General features: G+C 54.8%; 12 protein-coding genes. 7 read left to right on the top strand and 5 right to left on the bottom strand.

Annotation, left to right across the window (positions count from 1 at the left end):
• Positions 1 to 227: 227 nt before the first annotated feature.
• The 3 genes from ACFWUB_RS03230 to ACFWUB_RS03220 form a co-directional block, all read right to left on the bottom strand.
• The gene (locus ACFWUB_RS03230; RefSeq protein WP_416184216.1) at positions 228 to 890 is read right to left on the bottom strand and encodes a hypothetical protein; all 663 of its coding nucleotides are present in this window, start codon (positions 888 to 890) and stop codon (positions 228 to 230) included.
• 129 nt (positions 891 to 1,019) lie between these two features.
• Entirely contained in the window at positions 1,020 to 1,742 is a 723-nt protein-coding gene (locus tag ACFWUB_RS03225) for an NAD-dependent protein deacylase (protein ID WP_020310992.1), read from the bottom strand.
• Between the two features lie 14 nt (positions 1,743 to 1,756).
• Positions 1,757 to 2,248, bottom strand: coding sequence for an HD domain-containing protein (locus tag ACFWUB_RS03220; RefSeq protein WP_020310993.1), 492 nt, complete (start codon positions 2,246 to 2,248; stop codon positions 1,757 to 1,759).
• A gap of 172 nt (positions 2,249 to 2,420) precedes the next feature.
• On the opposite strand from ACFWUB_RS03220, the gene ACFWUB_RS03215 reads away from it, so the two are divergent.
• The 3 genes from ACFWUB_RS03215 to sstT all read left to right on the top strand — a co-directional run bounded on the left by ACFWUB_RS03215 (position 2,421) and on the right by sstT (position 8,550).
• The gene (locus ACFWUB_RS03215; protein ID WP_020310994.1) at positions 2,421 to 3,827 is read left to right on the top strand and encodes an alanine/glycine:cation symporter family protein; all 1,407 of its coding nucleotides are present in this window, start codon (positions 2,421 to 2,423) and stop codon (positions 3,825 to 3,827) included.
• A 322-nt stretch (positions 3,828 to 4,149) separates the two neighbouring features.
• Positions 4,150 to 6,945: an isoleucine--tRNA ligase gene (ileS, locus tag ACFWUB_RS03210; RefSeq protein ID WP_020310995.1), complete on the top strand. Its 2,796-nt coding sequence runs from the start codon at positions 4,150 to 4,152 to the stop codon at positions 6,943 to 6,945.
• A 357-nt stretch (positions 6,946 to 7,302) separates the two neighbouring features.
• Positions 7,303 to 8,550 carry a serine/threonine transporter SstT gene (gene sstT, locus ACFWUB_RS03205; RefSeq protein WP_416184215.1) on the top strand — a complete coding sequence of 416 codons (1,248 nt, stop codon included), beginning with the start codon at positions 7,303 to 7,305 and terminating at the stop codon, positions 8,548 to 8,550.
• A 341-nt stretch (positions 8,551 to 8,891) separates the two neighbouring features.
• Here sstT and ACFWUB_RS03200 read toward each other — a convergent pair whose 3' ends face one another.
• Both ACFWUB_RS03200 and ACFWUB_RS03195 read right to left on the bottom strand, forming a co-directional pair.
• Entirely contained in the window at positions 8,892 to 9,101 is a 210-nt protein-coding gene (locus ACFWUB_RS03200; RefSeq protein WP_292105457.1) for a DUF1858 domain-containing protein, read from the bottom strand.
• Between the two features lie 82 nt (positions 9,102 to 9,183).
• Positions 9,184 to 10,503 (bottom strand): purple acid phosphatase family protein, encoded by a 1,320-nt coding sequence (locus ACFWUB_RS03195; protein ID WP_302681039.1) that lies wholly within the window; start codon positions 10,501 to 10,503, stop codon positions 9,184 to 9,186.
• Positions 10,504 to 10,917: 414 nt separating this feature from the next.
• Here ACFWUB_RS03195 and trpS point away from each other — a divergent pair, with 414 nt between their 5' ends.
• The 4 genes from trpS (at position 10,918) to ACFWUB_RS03175 (ending at position 16,638) form a co-directional block, all read left to right on the top strand.
• A complete protein-coding gene (gene trpS, locus ACFWUB_RS03190) occupies positions 10,918 to 11,904 on the top strand; it encodes a tryptophan--tRNA ligase (protein WP_416184214.1) in 987 nt (328 codons plus the stop codon).
• A gap of 237 nt (positions 11,905 to 12,141) precedes the next feature.
• A complete protein-coding gene (locus tag ACFWUB_RS03185; protein ID WP_014016160.1) occupies positions 12,142 to 13,362 on the top strand; it encodes an aspartate aminotransferase family protein in 1,221 nt (406 codons plus the stop codon).
• 86 nt (positions 13,363 to 13,448) lie between these two features.
• A complete protein-coding gene (locus ACFWUB_RS03180; protein WP_014016161.1) occupies positions 13,449 to 14,042 on the top strand; it encodes an AAA family ATPase in 594 nt (197 codons plus the stop codon).
• Positions 14,043 to 14,055: 13 nt separating this feature from the next.
• Positions 14,056 to 16,638, top strand: coding sequence for an iron-containing alcohol dehydrogenase (locus tag ACFWUB_RS03175; RefSeq protein ID WP_416184213.1), 2,583 nt, complete (start codon positions 14,056 to 14,058; stop codon positions 16,636 to 16,638).
• The last annotated feature ends 230 nt before the right edge of the window (positions 16,639 to 16,868 follow it).

The following is a 16,868-nucleotide window of genomic DNA, read 5'->3' as shown; positions in this document are numbered from 1 at the left end:
CACCGTATCGCAGTGGCTGCGGCAACATGAGCCGATAGAAGTCGTCTTCAACGTTTTTACCGAGGAAGACCGGATAATATATGAACGAGAACTAGTGGAAAAAGGGGAATAGTAGATTGTGCGGTAGGGGTCGCCGCGTGGGCGACCCGCTGGGCATTTGGAAACGCTCTCCCCGAGTTGGAAAATCGCTCATATTCTGGGGCGGGCTTGCCACGTGCAAGCCCCTACTAGAACAGCATCTGGAAGTGGATGCGGGTCATTTCGTGGGGGTCCGGGCTGCCGGTCTTGGCCTGGCTGGCGAAGGACTGCATGACGCTGAATTTCAGGTTCTTGGCGACGATGTAGTCGGCACCGATGCCCCAGCTGCGCTGGTTGTCCATGTCGCTGGAGAAGCGCCACGTGAAGGGGTTGCCGCGGACGAAGTAGCCGGCGATATATTTGGCAAAATAGTCTTCACCCGAACTGTGGTTGGACTGATGAAGGCGGTTGTAGTAGAAACCGGCTTCGGAACGGGCGGCCTTGCCGCCGCCGAAGAAGGCGTCGATTTCACCGTAGCCCGTCTTCAGGCCATCCGTACTGAAGTGATCCGAATGGGTGGCGTCGGAAATCGGCTTCACCGTATCGACGCCGGGTTTCTTGCCGTCCTTGAATTTGCCGTAGCCTGTGGTGATGGCCAGCTTGTCGTTGTGATAGCTCAGTTCGGCGCCGTCGAGGGCATCGAAGTACTGCAGGCCGTAGGCGTCGCGGCCGATGCGGTAGACGTCATTGCGGCCGACGCTGAGTTCCCAGTTCTTGCTGCCGAAGTTGTAGTCCACTTTGGCCAAATCGACATAGGGATTATTGCCTTCGTCAGAAGCGGCTGCCAGGGTACAGACTACTTGTTTCTTCACGAATAAAAGACCTTCTTTCTTCTCATTCTTTTTGCGTATGCAGAAAAGTGCATAAAATTATACATTGCCTCTAGTATACTACGATGTGTTATGACTGTGTGTCAAATGAGAAGAAAGTTTACCTTTTCTTTATAATTTTACGTGACTGAAGACTTCGCCAATCGGGTCGTGGAGGACCAGGTCGGCGGCGCTGTCCATGTCGGTGCTCGACTTGTTGATGAGGACCAGTTTATGGCCGCGGTAGTAACGGACCAGGCCGGCAGCGGGGTAGACGACGAGGCTCGTGCCGCCGATGATGAGCATGTCGGCGTGGCTGATGTAGTACAGGGACTGTTCGATGACGTCGTTGTCCAGGCCTTCTTCATAGAGGACGACGTCGGGCTTGATGGTGCCGCCGCAGGCGTCGCACTTGGGGATGCCTGTGGAATTCTTCATGTATTCGGCGTCGAAGAATTTGTTGCAGTGCATGCAGAAGTTGCGGTGGACGCTGCCGTGCAGTTCCAGGACATTCTTACTGCCCGCTTTCTGGTGCAGGCCGTCGATGTTCTGGGTGACGATGGCTTTCAATTTGCCGGCTTTTTCCAGTTCGGCCAGCTTGATGTGGGCCATGTTGGGCTGGGCGTCGAGGGCCAGCATCTTGTCGCGGTAGAAGCGGTAGAATTCTTCCGTGTTGTCCATGAAGAAGGAGTGGCTGAGAATCGTTTCGGGCGGGTATTTATAGTGCTGGTTGTACAGGCCGTCGGTGCTGCGGAAATCGGGGATGCCGCTTTCCGTCGATACGCCGGCGCCGCCGAAGAAGACGATGTTATCGGAATTTTTTACCATGTCGACGAATTTTTCAATATTTGTCATCGTAATTACCCCTTTCATACATTATATGTGTCTTTCAATAACTGCAGGCCCGACGGGGTGCGGAACACCTTGTCACGGAAGGTGGCAATGGCTTCCGGTTTCAGCTGGTCTTCGTAGGCGTTGACCAGGAAATCGGCTTCCAGGAGTATCTGGTAGTCCAGGCCGTCGACACCGTCGTAGGTGTGATGGTGGGCGATGAGGAAGCAGACCCGGTCGATGAGCTTTTCGTCAGCACCGAGTTCTTCCAGGATGGCCCGGGCCGGGGCGGGGCCTTCGATTTCCTGGTATTTGCCCGACGAGGAGCCGTATTTTTCTTCGGCTGCGTGGATGCCGATGTCGTGGAGGACGGCGGCTGTGCGCAGGATGTCCTGCTGGTCTTCGGGCAGTCCTTCCAGGCGGCCGATGGTGTCGGCATAGGCGTAGACCTTGAGGAAATGATGGATGCGCCGGGCATCGCCGTGGTCGAAGGCGATGGCCTTCTGTATTACTTGTTCAATAGCTGTCATGTAAATCCCTGCCTTTCTGTTTCATTATACTACAGGGCCGGGAAGATAGGAACGGCCTGATACAAACCATCCATAGCCTATTGACAGATTATCACATCATACCGTATCCTTTTTATAGGACTTTTTTTAATTTTTATTTATATTTTTATTTTTATGGTAAGGATGTGATTCTATGATTATGGCTGTCCTGAACTACCTCGATGATGTCCTTTATTATCCTATCTTAATGGTCATCCTCATTGCAGCCGGCCTTATTTTTTCCTGGAAGACGCGCTGTGTCCAGCTGCGCCTGTTCCCGGAAAGTATCCGCGTCGTCATGGAAAAACCGACAGAAGCCGGGAAAGTATCGTCTTTCCAGGCCCTCATGGTTTCGACGGCGTCCCGTGTCGGTACGGGCAATATCATCGGCGTCTCGACGGCAATCTGCCTGGGCGGTCCCGGTGCCGTCTTCTGGATGTGGCTTCTGGCCATCATCGGCGGGGCTACGGCCTTCATTGAAAGTACGCTGGCCCAGATTTACAAGCGCCGCAATCCCCTGGGCCACAGCTACGGCGGTCCGGCCTACTACATTGAAACGGCCATGCACAAGCGCTGGCTCGGCGTCCTCTTCGCCTTTTCCCTGATCGTGACTTATGCCGGCGGCTTCAACCTGCTCTGCTCGTTCAACATGCAGTCGACGTTCCTGGTCTACAGCTTCTACGACCCGACGACGACGCCGTGGATCATCGGCGCCATTTTTGCGGCTCTCGTCGCCTACTGCCTCATCGGTGGCGGCCAGCGCATCATCAAGGTCACATCGGTCCTGGTTCCGCTCATGGGCGGCATCTATATCCTGGCAGCGCTCATCGTCATCGTCTTCCACATTACCAGCCTGCCGCAGGTCTTCGCCATGATCTTCGCCGATGCCTTCGACTTCCAGTCCATCCTCGGCGGCGTGTCCGGCTCCTGCATGGTCTACGGTATCAAGCGCGGCCTCTATTCCAACGAAGCCGGTATCGGTTCGGCACCGAATGCAGCAGCCGCAGCCGATGTCAGCCATCCGGTCAAACAGGGCCTGGTCCAGATGCTGTCGGTCTTCATCGATACCCTCCTGGTCTGCAGTGCCACGGCTTTCATGGGCCTCTTCTCGGGCGTGCCCATCACTAAGGAAGTAGCCGGTGCGGCTTACGTCCAGAATGCAGCTACGGCCGTCTTCGGCGGCTTCGGTCCGCTCCTGATTACGATCTGCATGCTGCTCTTCGGTTTTTCCACGCTCATCGGCAACCTGTTCTATGTCGATAACTGCATCCGCTTCATCCACAAGGGCGCGCCGTCCCACGGCTTCGTCAATACTTTCCGCATTGTCTGCGTCCTCGTCGTCTTCGTCGGCGCCGGCATGTCCATGGCCGCTGTCTGGGATATTGCCGATATCCTCATGGCCGTCATGTGCTTCATCAACATCCCGGCCTGCTTCATCCTGGGCAACACGGCCGTCAAGGCCATGCGCGACTACCAGCAGCAGAAGAAGGAAGGCAGGAACCCTGTCTTCAAGGCGGCTTCCATCGGTATTGATGAAAGTACGGTCCAGTATTGGAAGTAAGCCTCTTGACAAATGGGGGAGAAGCCTTTACAATACGTCTATGTACAAGTAATTGTCATAAAAAATGAAAAGCGATGAACAAGACGGCCAGTGTCGCCTGTGCCTTTTCAGCGAACCGGGGATAGTGTGAGCCCGGAAAAGGCCGCATGCTGGCGGATCACTTGGGAGCTGCAGCTGCGAACCAGCTGCCGGGTCGCGTCGTTATTGCGCGTCAAAGTGGCTGCTCCGGCAGTCAATAGGGTGGTACCACGGTGATTACGTCTTCGTCCCTTTTTGGGACGGAGACGTTATTTTTTTTCACAGATTCAGAGGAGGAAACACAATGGATTACGGTAAGACTTTACATCTGCCTCAGACCGATTTCCCCATGCGCGGCAACTTGCCGAAACGGGAACCGGACTTTTTGAAATTCTGGCAGGACAACAAGATTTATGAAAAACGCTTGAAGAAACGGGACGGTGCGCCCAAGTTCATTCTTCACGACGGTCCTCCGTATGCCAATGGCAAGATCCACATCGGCCATGCATTGAATAAAGTATTAAAAGACATTATCCTCAAATATAAGACCCAGCAGGGCTGCTATACGAAATACGTTCCCGGTTGGGATACGCACGGCCTGCCTATCGAACACGCCGTCATCAAAGATACGGGCCTGAACCGCCACGAAATGGCCCCCCTCGACTTGCGTGCCAAATGCCGTGACTACGCCCTGGCCCGCGTGGAAGAACAGAAGAAAGACTTCATCCGCCTCGGCGTCCTCGGTGACTGGGACCATCCGTACCTGACGCTGCGCAAGCCCGTCGAAGTCGCTCAGATCGGCGTCTTCGGGGAAATGGCCAAGAAAGGCTACATCTACAAAGGCCTGAAGACCGTTTACTGGTGCCCGCACTGCGAAACGGCCCTGGCTGAAGCTGAAATCGAATACAAGGATGATAAATCCTTCTCCATTTACGTCAAATTCAAGTCCGTCGACCTCAGCTGCCATATGCCGAAAGGTGCCGATCCGGACAAAGTCTTCGCCCTCATCTGGACGACGACGCCGTGGACCATTCCCTGCAACGTCGCCATCAGTGCCAACGAAAACTTTGAATACGTCTGGGTACGCATCGGCGACGAATACCTGCTCATGGCCAAAGACCTGGTCGAACCGACCATGAAAGCCGGCAAAGTCGACGACTACGAAGTCCTGCCCGACGTCATGACGGGCAAACAGCTCGAAGGCTTGGTCTTCAAGCATCCCTTCTACGACCGCAAGGTTCCCATCATCCTCGGCGACCACGTCACGCTCGAAGCTGGTACCGGCCTCGTCCATACCGCTCCGGACCATGGCCAGGACGACTTTGATGTTTGCAAAAAATATGCTGCCTGGGGCCTCAAGCCGCTGGGCACAGTCGACGGCACGGGCCGTTACACCGACAAGGTTCCCGGCTTTGAAGGCCAGTTCGTCTTCGATACGAACGTACCGGTCATCAAGAAACTGGCTGAACTGGGCGCCCTCTTTGCCAAGAGCACGTTCCGCCATCAGTATCCGCACTGCTGGCGCTGCAAGGAACCGATCATCTACCGCGCTACGGAACAGTGGTTTGCTTCGGTTGACGGTTTCCGCCAGAAAGCCCTCGACGCAATCGATACGGTCAAATGGATTCCGTCCTGGGGCCACGACCGCATTTACAACATGATCCACGACCGCGGTGACTGGTGCATTTCCCGTCAGCGTGTCTGGGGCGTGCCTATTCCTATCTTCTACTGCGAAGACTGCGGGGAACACATCATCAACGACGAAACCATCGCTCATCTGCAGAAGATGTTTGCTAAAGAAGGGTCCGATACGTGGTGGATGCACGACGTCAAGGAACTCATGCCGGAAGGCTATAAATGCCCGCACTGCGGCGGTACACACTTCCGCAAGGAATCGGATATCATGGACGTCTGGTTCGACAGCGGCTGCACCCATCAGGGCGTACTGAAAAATGACCCGGACCTCGATTATCCCTGCGAAATGTACCTGGAAGGCTCGGACCAGCATCGCGGCTGGTTCAACAGCTCCCTGCTCACGTCGGTTGCCGTCAACGGCTATGCTCCGTACAAATCGGTCCTGACCCACGGCTTCACGGTCGACGGCGAAGGCCGCAAGATGAGTAAATCCGTCGGCAATACCGTCGCTCCCCAGGAAGTCATCGAAAAATACGGCGCTGACGTCCTGCGCCTGTGGGTATCGTCGGCTGATTATCAGGGTGATATCCGCTTGTCGCCGAAGATCTTGAAACAGCTCTCCGACGTCTACCGCAAGATCCGCAACACCTTCCGTTACCTCCTGGGCAACCTGGCCGACTTCGATCCGGCGAAGGATATGATCGCCTACCAGGACATGACGGACCTCGATAAATGGGCTCTCCTGCGCCTGGAACAGGTCTTCGAAGAAGTCACCGACGCTTATGAAAACTACCAGTTCCACGTCATGTACCACGCTATCCACAACTTCTGCACCGTCGATTTGAGCGCCATGTACCTGGATGTCATCAAAGACCGCCTGTACACGGAAAAGGCTGATTCCCATATCCGCCGCAGCGCCCAGTCGGCTATGTACATCATCCTCGATACGCTGGTCAAGATCGTCGCACCGGTCCTGTCCTTCACGGCCGAAGAAGTATGGCAGAACATGCCCGCTGTCGAAGGCAAGGAAGAAAGTGTCCTGCTCACCGATTGGCCCAAGGCTCACAAAGAATACCTCGACGCTGACCTCGATGCCCGCTGGGCTCAGTTCCTGTCGTACCGCCGCGATTTGACGCGTGTCCTCGAAGGCGCCCGTAAGGAACACAAGATCGGCCATGCCCTGGACGCAGCCGTCACCATCTATGCCGATGGCGAAGACTACGATTTCCTCAGCCAGTGGCAGGATCAGCTGGCCACGCTGCTCATCGTCAGCGAAGCCAAACTGGTCAAAGGCGAAGCCCCGGCTGAAGCCGTTGCCGGTGAAGACCACGGCGACATGAAAGTCGTCGTCGCTCCGTCGACAGCTGAAAAATGCGAACGCTGCTGGATCCACAGCGACACTGTCGGCTCGGATCCGAACCATCCGACCCTCTGCGCCCGCTGCGCTGCCGTATTAAGTGAATAAAAGTTTGATATATGAAAAAAGGGACTGTCGCACGTGCGACAGCCCCTTTTTTTAACAGTCAGCGGCTAGCAGTTAGCGGATGGTTTTAAATTTAGCGCTATCCACTAAAAACTACAAATGCTGAGAAATCAACCTCTCAGACCGCCTTTGGCGGCCAGCTCTCCTATGAGGAGAGCCTTTCGTCAAACATCATACATCAAAGGCAAAGAAAACCTACGTGATAACAAAAAGCTTTACAAGACATTTCTTTTTTTTATTGAAAATTTATGGATTTTGCTTTATAATAAACAAGTGTATTCATGTATTATACATTTGTAACATGGAATCATTGATATTTTAGGGTAGGAGGTTTTCTTTATGCATAGTTTATGGAATGCATTGAACCGCATCAGCCTGATTAAGCAGATCCTCGTCGGCTTGATCATCGGTATCGCCGTGGCCATGGCTTTCCCGGCAGCTGGGAAGGAATTGGCTTTGCTCGGCGTCATTTTCGTCGGTGCCTTGAAAGGGATTGCGCCGGTCCTGGTCTTTGTCCTGGTCGCTGCTGCCTTGAGCCGCAAACAGGAAGATCACGAATCGAACATCAAAGATGTCGTCATCCTGTATCTTATCGGTACCTTTTTAGCGGCTTTCTTCGCCGTCATGATCAGTTTCGTCTTCCCGCTGACGCTGCAGCTCGACGTATCGGCTGCCAGCAATAAGGCGCCTGAAGGCATTGCCGAAGTCTTGACGACGCTCCTCAAGAACGTCGTCGATAACCCGGTTCATGCCCTGATGACGGGCAACTACATCGGGATCCTCGGCTGGGCCTGCCTGTTCGGCGTCGCCGTCCGCCGCGTTTCCGAATCGTCGAAAGCCGTCCTCGATGACTGTGCCGACGCCGTTACGACTTGCGTCCAGTGGATCATCCGCCTGGCTCCGCTTGGCATCATGGGCCTCGTCGCTGACTCCGTTTCGTCCAATGGTATCGGTGCCCTCATCGGCTATGCTAAATTGCTCTGCCTCTTGTTAGGGACGATGCTGCTCTTCGCCTTCGTCGTCAACCCGATCATCGTCTATGCCAAGATTCACCGCAATCCCTATCCGCTGGTCTGGAAATGCATCAAGACGTCCGGTGTCACGGCCTTCTTTACGCGCAGCTCGGCCGCTAACATCCCGGTCAACCTGTCCTTGGCGAAAGAAATCGGTGTCAATCCCGATACGTATACCGTTACGATTCCGCTCGGCGCAACGATCAACATGTCCGGCGCAGCTATCACCATTTCTATCATGACCTTGGCCGCTGTCCATACCTTAGGGATTGCCGTCGACTTCCCGACAGCCCTCCTGCTCAGCGTTCTCTCGGCCATCGGTGCCTGCGGGGCTTCCGGCGTTGCCGGCGGCTCGCTGCTGCTGATCCCCATGGCCTGCAGCCTCTTCGGCATCTCCAATGATATTGCCATGCAGGTTGTCGGCGTCGGCTTCATCATCGGCGTCCTCCAGGACTCGACCGAAACGGCCCTCAACTCGTCGACAGACATCCTCTTCACGGCAGCTGCCGACTTTGCTCAGCGCGGCTATCCGGAACACCTGGGTGGCGGCCACGAAGTCAGCCATCAAGGGTAGGAACGCCCCTTGGGCGTTCCGCAGGCCGCAGTTCGCAGTCCGCGGTCCGCGTGTAGGGCGCCACGGATTATGACGAATAATGCAGGCCGCCGTTCGCATGTAGGGGCGCCACGTGGGGCGCCCGCCACGGATTATAATGAATAATGCAGTCCGCCGGCCGCAAAAGGACCCTCGCATGACGGTATTCGTCATCATGCGAGGGTCCTTTTTCTTGGTCAAAAACAACCTCTCAGGCCGCTTTCGGCGGCCAGCTCCCCTATGAGGGGAGCCACGAGCCACGAACCACTAACCACGAGCCACTAAAAAAGCGTTGTCCGTCAGGACAACGCTTTTTTCCACCCTTATTTTCCGCTAGCAGCGATGCAGTCATTGAGGTCAGCAATGAGTGCGTCGACGTCGATGCCGTGGGCACCAGCGCCCTGGCCGATGGTTTCAAAGTGAGCAGCCATGCAGCCAATGCAGCCGAGGCCGTACTGCTGGAAGATTTCAATGATCTGCGGATATTTCTGAACGGCTTCAATGATACCCGTGTCTTTTGTAATCTGTGCCATTATTTTTATTCCTCCTTGTCAATTCGTATCCGTACCGTTTTGAAGGAACTTCCGGATTGCATCTATTATATCATACTTTTTTTCATTTGTGCGAGGAAATACTTTTTTCCTCCAAGAGTTGGCCGTCGGGCAGGAAGCTGCGGAAGGTCAGGCTGTCGTCCGTCGCTTCCAGGGTCATGTAATTGTCCGTTTCCGGCTGGGGTGCGACGTATTCGTCGAGGCTGTGCTGTTTCCACAATCCCGGATACTGGACGTTGCCGGCGACGCCGGTGATGAGGTACAGCGGGCCCGATTCATCGCGCTGGAAGTTCCTGATATGGCCCCGGTCGCGGTAGGTGTGGAGATGGGCCGAGAGGACGGCATCGACGCTGTACTGGTCGAAGAGGGGCATCCACAGCCGGCCTTCGGGCGAGAAGCCTTCTTCCCGGGGCTGGGGCCGGTTGGCGAAGCCGTACTGGAGCGGGTCCTTGTGCATGAGGACGATTTTCCATTTCTTCGTCGTCTTGGCCATGTCTTCCTTGAACCAGGCCACTTCGTCTTCGTCGAGGCTGGGCTCGAAGTCAGCCAGTTCCTGGGACTGCGTGTTGAGGACGACGAAGTGGACGTCACCGTAGTCGAAGGAGTAGAACTGGTTCTGGTATTTTTCCCTGTCGATACGAGGCAGGGCGAAGAGGTGCAGGTAGGCTTCGGGCATGCGGACTTTCCAGTCCTTGTCATACGTTTCGTGGTTGCCCAGGAGGGGGACGACGGGGATGCGGGCGATCATGTCGCCGACGACGTCGAACCAGGCGTTCCACTGGTAATGGTCCTGGCCGTTATCGACGAGGTCGCCCATGTTGATGAAGAACTGGGCGTCCTGGTTGCGCTGCCAGGCAGGCTGGGCCGTGGCGGCCCAGACGCTGTAGTCGCTGGACTGGGAATCCGGGAAGATGAGGGCCTTGAAGTCATGGCCCTGGGCCGTATGGAAGGACTGCCAGTCACTGCGTTTGTCGCCGGCACCGACGCGGTATTCATAGGCCGTACCCGGTTTTAGATCGCTGACGGCCGCCGTGTGGATGTACGTCGTCACGCCATCGTCGCTGAAGGCGTCACTGGAAGCGGGGAGCTGCATGAGGGAATCGTCGTCGCCGGCTTGGCGGTATTCGACGACAGGATTCTCTTCGGCGTAGTCCGACTGCCACATGAAGGTCCGCGACGTCGTGCTGTCGGCTGTGATGACCTGGCGGATGTTCGAGGCATCGACGGCATCCGTCGACAGGTAGTGGGCCGCCGCGGCTTTGGTGGCCTTGACGCCCTGTCTGGCGACGGTCTTCGTACCCGGCAGCCAGGTATAGGCACTGACGGCGGCGATGACGGCAGCGGCCAGGGAAAAGGCGATGATTTTTTTATATTTGGCTTTCATAGAATTCCTCCTGTTTTTTTTGATATAAGTCATTATAAGACATGGAGTCAACTCCAAGTCAAGCAAAAAAGAAAAACTTGACAAGGCCTTCGCTTCGATATAAGATAGATGCATCAAAAGTGATAGAGAACGTCCATGAACGGGAGCAAGTACCGTCATGATACCCTTGACAGCGAGCCGGTGGCAGTGGAAGTCCGGCGAAGAGGCCATGAGCGGGAATGGGCCCGGGAGATGCAGGCTGAACGCGAGTAGGTCCTGCCGGAACTTTCACCGTTACCAGGAAAGAATGCATCTACGTGTGCATATGAGCCGGGCAGTTTTGCCAACCAGGGTGGTACCGCGGAAATGACTTTCCTTTCGTCCCTAATGTGAGGGATGGAAGGATTTTTTTATTGAACTAGGGAGGAATCCATCATGTCTATTATTTTTTCTGGCATTCAGCCGAGCGGCAATTTGACTTTAGGCAACTATTTAGGCGCACTGCGCAATTTCTCGAAGATCCAGGACGGCAACGAATGTTATTACTGCGTCGTCAACCAGCATGCCATCACGGTCCCTCAGGATCCGCAGCTTTTGCATGAACGTACGCGGAAACTGGCTGCCATCTACCTGGCTTCCGGTCTGGATCCGGAAAAATCGACGCTCTTCGTCCAGTCGGAAGTCCCGGAACACGCACTCCTGGGCTGGATGATGATTACCTTGTCCTATGTCGGCGAATTGGAACGCATGACCCAGTATAAGGACAAGGCTTCCAAACGGGGCGATTCCATCCCGGCCGGCCTGTTGACCTATCCGCCCCTCATGGCTGCGGACATCCTCTTGTACCAGACCAACTTCGTCCCCGTCGGCGACGACCAGAAGCAGCACATGGAAATCACCCGCAACCTGGCCCAGCGCTTCAACCGCCTCTACGGCGAAGTCTTCACCATTCCCGATATCTATCTCGGCCAGGACGGCACGCGCGTCATGAGCCTCCAGGAACCGACCAAGAAGATGAGTAAATCCGACGACAACACGACGGCGACGATTTACCTCCTGGACGAACCGAAAGCCATCGAAAAGAAAATCAAGCGGGCCCAGACGGACTGTGAAAACTCCGTCCATTACGATAAGGAAAACAAGCCGGGCATTTCCAACCTCATTGAAATCTTCTCGGCCCTGACCGACCAGACCCACGAACAGGTCGAAGCGGCCTACGCTGGCAAGGGCTACGGCGCCTTCAAGAAAGACGTGGCCGATGCCATCATTTCGACGCTGGAACCGATCCAGCAGCGTTACCGCCAGCTCGTCGGCGACCCCGAACTGGACGCCATCCTCGACAAGGGCGCTGCCAAGGCACACGCAAAGGCCAGCGTCACTTACGAAAAAGCCGCCAAGGCCATGGGCTTGTTCCGCAAGTAAAACGATTCCACTTAAATTTGAAAGTCAATAAGAAATGAAATTTATAAAAATAAAAGCAAATAACATATTGACAAAGAAAGTGTAAAGTATTACACTATATTCAACAAAGAAAATAACGGAGACAAGAGGCAAGGGAGCCTGATGGAACATCAGCTTTCCTTGCCTCTGTTTTTGTTTGGGGAATTCTTTGTTAGTTATCATTTCTTTATAAAATCATCAGTTTAGGGGGAGTTACGAATGAGATTACGCGATGTAGGATTGACCAAAGAAGAAATCAAAGCCAAAGTAGACAAGTACATGATCGAAACGTACGAACGCTTCGACATGATCGCTGAACGCGGCAAGGGCATGTACGTCTACGATGAAAATGGCACGCCGTACCTCGATTTCTACGCTGGTATCGCCGTCAACAGTGCCGGCAGCTGTAACGATAAAGTCGTCCTGGCCGTCATCGACCAGTGCATGGACATCATGCAGACCTTCAACTATCCGTACACGGTCCCGCAGGCCCTGCTGGCTGAAAAAATCTGCACGACCATCGGCATGGACAAGATTTTCTTCCAGAACTCCGGTGCAGAAGCCAACGAAGCCATGATCAAGATGGCCCGTAAATACGGCGTCGAACACTTTGGTCCCAACAAATACGAAATCATTACGGCAAAAGAATCCTTCCACGGCCGTACCTTTGGTTCCATGAGTGCTACGGGCCAGCCGGACAATGCCTGCCAGATCGGTTTCGGCGCCATGACACCGGGCTTCAAATATGCTGAATTCAACAATTTGAAAGCCTTTGAAGACGCCATCACGGAAAACACCATCGGCATCATGGTCGAACCGGTACAGGGTGAAGGCGGTGTCCATCCGGCAACGAAAGAATTCCTCACAGGCCTGCGCAAACTGTGCGATGAAAAAGGCCTGCTCCTCCTCCTGGACGAAGTACAGAGCGGCTGGTGCCGCACCGGTGCTGTCATGTCCTACATGAACTACGGCATCAAACCGGATATCGTTTCCATGGCAAAAGCCCTTGGCGGCGGCATGCCGATTGCAGCCATCTGCGCCCGCGAAGACGTTTCCAAAGCCTTCACCATGGGTTCCCACGGCAGTACCTTCGGCGGCCATCCGGTCTGCTGCGCCGCAGCCTTGGCCGAAGTCAACGAACTGTTGGACAAAGACCTGGCTGGCAATGCCAAGAAGATGGGGGCATACTTCTTGGAACAGGCCCGGGAAAAACTGCCGCATCTGAAGGAAGCCCGCGGCCAGGGCTGCTTCTTGGGGCTTGAATTTGACGACAAGATCAACAGCGTCGACTTGAAGCATAAATGCTTCGACAAACACATGCTGTCGACGGCTATCGGCGACCACGTCCTGCGCCTGGTTCCGCCGCTGATCCTCCAGAAGGAACACGTCGACAAGGCCATTGCCATCATCAAGGAATCGGTCGAAGAATTGGCAAAATAAGTAATCACTACTGAGGGGTAGGAAAAGGTGTCTGCCAGAATTGAGGGGTTGGCAGGCACCTTTTCTAAAAAAAAGGGGGGAACGAAATGAAACATTTCGTCATTACCGTGGGATGTGAATTTGGCAGCGGCGGCCCGGAAATCGGCAAGATGCTGGCTAAGTCGCTGGGAATCGAATACTACGACCGGGATCTCGTAGATAAAGTCGTGGAAAAAATCGGCGTAGAAAAACATCTCGTAGAAGAAGCAGATAACAAGAATTTCGTTCCGTATGGCATCGAAACATCGTTGGGAACGCGCTATGCGAATTTGTCCAACAAAGTCATTTACACGCAGTTCGACGTCATCCGCAAGATGGCAAAGACATCGTGCGTCATCATCGGCCGGTGCAGCGACTATATCCTGAAGGGGCAGGAAAATGTCGTCAACGTCTTCATTTATGCACCGACAGAAGTACGTATTAAGACCATCATGGAAAAGATGAACTTATCCGAACGCCACGCGGCAGAAGTCATCCGTGATTATGACAATGCTCTCCATAGACGGTATAAATACATTACCGGGACCTATCGCGGTGACCGTCACAACCGGCACCTGCTGGTCGACAGCAGCGTCCTGGGCTGGGAAAAGACGGCGAAGTTCATCAAATCTTTCGTCGAAATGCGTTTTGAAGAGACTTGAGGGGGTATGAAAGATGGCGACAAAAAAGTCTGATTTTGATAAAGTCCTGAGTGCTTGGGACGTCCTGGTCATCGCCTTCGGGGCTATGATAGGCTGGGGCTGGGTCGTATCGACGGGCGACTGGATCATGCAAGGCGGCGTCTTGGGCGCTATGCTGGGGTTTGCCATTGGCGGCGTCATGATTTTCTTCGTCGGCCTGACCTATGCCGAACTGACGTCGGCTATGCCGCAGTGCGGCGGTGAACATGTCTTCAGTTATAAGGCCATGGGGCCGCTTGGTTCTTTTGTTTGTACCTGGATGATCGTTTTAGGGTATGTCGGCGTCGTCTGTTTCGAAGCCTGCGCCCTGCCGACCATCGTAGCTTATATTTATCCTGATTTCCTGGCAGGCTATCTGTATACCGTTGCCGGTTTCGATATTTACGCTTCCTGGCTGGCCGTAGCCATTCTGGTTTCTGTCTTCATTACGGCCATCAATATCATCGGGACCAAGACGGCAGCTATTTTGCAGACGATCCTGACGGTCATCATCGGTGGCGTCGGTATCCTGCTCATCGCGGCTTCGGCCCTGACCGGTACGGTATCGAACCTGGAAGGCCAGCTGTTCATGGGGGCGACGACGACGGATATGGTCAAAGGGACCCTGGCCGTTGCCGTCATGACGCCGTTCTATTTCATCGGCTTCGACGTCATCCCGCAGGCAGCGGAAGAAATTTCTGTATCCTTGCAGAAAATCGGCCGCATCCTCATCTTGTCCATCGTACTGGCCGTCCTCTTCTATGCGCTCATCATCTTCGGCGTCGGCTATGTCATGAATAATGCAGAAATCTCCGTCGCCATGAAAAGCGTCGGCGGCCTGGTCACGGCTGATGCCATGGCCGTCGCTTTTGGCAGCTCCATCATGGCCAAGGTCCTCATCATCGGCGGCCTCTGCGGCATCATCACCAGCTGGAACTCCTTCCTCATCGGCGGCAGCCGCGCCATGTACTCCATGGCTGAATCGTATATGATCCCGCGGGTCTTTGCCAAATTGCACGATAAATATAAGACGCCTGTCAATGCGCTCTTGCTCATCGGCCTCTTGTCTATCATCGCGCCGTTCTTCGGCAAAAAGATGTTGGTCTGGGTCGTCGATGCCGGCAACTTCGGCTGCTGCGTCGCCTACTGCATGGTCGCTATTTCCTTCGTCATCCTTCGTAAAAAAGCACCGGACATGGCTCGTCCTTATAAGGTCAGTCATTATAAACTCGTCGGTGCCCTGGCTATCCTCATGTCGGGCTTCATGGTCGTCATGTACGTCGTCCCTGGTTCCGGTGCTACCCTGGTTCCGCAGGAATGGGGCATGGTTCTCAGCTGGTCGATCCTGGGCGTCCTCTTCGGCCTCTATTGCAAGGCTAAATACGGCAGCAAGTTCGCTACCCATATCGACGTGGCCCTGGATAATGAAGCCGTCGAAGAAGCGGGCGACCTGGCTTTCGGTCAGGCTATGGCCGCAGCCCTTCAGAATGTCGAATCGGATGCGCCTGTCACCTATGTATCGCAGCCGCTCAGTTTCTCCTTCTCCATGCCGGTATCCGTCGTCTTTGGCGCCGGCAAGCGCCACCTGGCCGGGGAACTGTTGAAGTCCTATGGGACCAAGGCCCTGGTCGTCACCGATTCGGCGACGAATGGACGGGACCTGGTCCGTGAAGTCGAAAAGAGCTTGAAAGATGCCGGTATCTCTGTGGCCCGTTTTGCCCACGTCACGGGGAAATCCCTGGATATTACGGCTGATTCAGCCGTCGATGAAATCAAGAAGAACGGCAGTGACTTCATCGTCGCCATCGGCGGCAATACCGTCATGGAAGGGGCCAAGATGATTGCCCGTGCCGCTGCCAGCACCCTGGGTCAGGCAATCCTGCCGCTGACCTTCGTGCCGACGAACTATCATACCGGTGCCTGCTTCGATGCATCCCTGCCCGACGGCAGCCGAGACCAGGCACTGCTGGCCAAAGTCGTCATCGTCGATCCGGAATGTATGACCGGCATGAGCCAGAAAGAACGGGCCGTCTCGGGCTTTGCCGCCCTCAGTGAATGTATCAGTGCCTATACGGCAGCCGATGCCCAGCCGCTGACCGATGCCATGGCCCTCTACGCCATCGACATCTTGAACGATAAGCTGGCCGGCGTCTGCACCGATCATGCCGATAAAGGAGCTTGGGAAAAAGTCGTCCTGGCCGGCGTCATCGGCAGCATGGTCGCTGCAGAAACGGGCAGTCAGGTAGCCAAAGGACTGGCGCAAGCCGTCGCCAAGACCTCCTTCCCGGCTGACGAAGTGCTCTTGGCAGCTATCGTCCCTGTCGTCATCGATGCTAAAGCAGGGAAGGATCCCTTCCTCTATGGCAAACTGGCCCGCACGATGGGCGGCTTTACATCTGATGACTGTGCAGCCCGCCTTTGCTATCTGGCCAAGGCCCTGCACCTCGACCTGCGCATTGCCGACATGGGCGTCCATGAAGACGACATCGCCAACCTGGCCGAAGCCTACATGGGCGAAGAAGCGGCCGAAGCCGTCCGGGAAAAAGCCGCTGCTATGGAAGCCGCATTTGATTCGTGAAAATAGTTTGATATTTGACGAAAGGCTCTCCTCATAGGAGAGCTGGCCGCCAAAGGCGGTCTGAGAGGTTGATTTCTCAGCATTTGTAGTTTTTAGCCCGCCGGATATATGTAAGATACTTGTGAAACCGATTTCGTGAACGGGCGCCCCACGTGGCGCCCCTACAGAAAAAGGCGCTGTCTTCATGGGACAGCGCCTTTTTTTACATATACAAAAGATTTTCTTTTTGC

This window comes from Megasphaera sp. (assembly GCF_047831605.1).
Lineage (GTDB): Bacteria > Bacillota > Negativicutes > Veillonellales > Megasphaeraceae > Megasphaera > Megasphaera intestinihominis.
The sequence above is the reverse complement of the archived record's forward strand: the minus strand, read 5'-3'. Positions and strand labels throughout refer to the sequence as shown.

What these genes read in the sequence shown, in the direction of transcription:
- ACFWUB_RS03225 (WP_020310992.1), bottom strand. Translation starts at nt 1,742, where the DNA reads ATGACAAATATTGAAAAATTCGTCGACATGGTAAAAAATTCCGATAAC.
- ACFWUB_RS03220 (WP_020310993.1), bottom strand. Translation starts at nt 2,248, where the DNA reads ATGACAGCTATTGAACAAGTAATACAGAAGGCCATCGCCTTCGACCAC.
- ACFWUB_RS03215 (WP_020310994.1), top strand. Translation starts at nt 2,421, where the DNA reads ATGATTATGGCTGTCCTGAACTACCTCGATGATGTCCTTTATTATCCT.
- ileS (WP_020310995.1), top strand. Translation starts at nt 4,150, where the DNA reads ATGGATTACGGTAAGACTTTACATCTGCCTCAGACCGATTTCCCCATG.
- sstT (WP_416184215.1), top strand. Translation starts at nt 7,303, where the DNA reads ATGCATAGTTTATGGAATGCATTGAACCGCATCAGCCTGATTAAGCAG.
- ACFWUB_RS03200 (WP_292105457.1), bottom strand. Translation starts at nt 9,101, where the DNA reads ATGGCACAGATTACAAAAGACACGGGTATCATTGAAGCCGTTCAGAAA.
- ACFWUB_RS03195 (WP_302681039.1), bottom strand. Translation starts at nt 10,503, where the DNA reads ATGAAAGCCAAATATAAAAAAATCATCGCCTTTTCCCTGGCCGCTGCC.
- trpS (WP_416184214.1), top strand. Translation starts at nt 10,918, where the DNA reads ATGTCTATTATTTTTTCTGGCATTCAGCCGAGCGGCAATTTGACTTTA.
- ACFWUB_RS03185 (WP_014016160.1), top strand. Translation starts at nt 12,142, where the DNA reads ATGAGATTACGCGATGTAGGATTGACCAAAGAAGAAATCAAAGCCAAA.
- ACFWUB_RS03180 (WP_014016161.1), top strand. Translation starts at nt 13,449, where the DNA reads ATGAAACATTTCGTCATTACCGTGGGATGTGAATTTGGCAGCGGCGGC.
- ACFWUB_RS03175 (WP_416184213.1), top strand. Translation starts at nt 14,056, where the DNA reads ATGGCGACAAAAAAGTCTGATTTTGATAAAGTCCTGAGTGCTTGGGAC.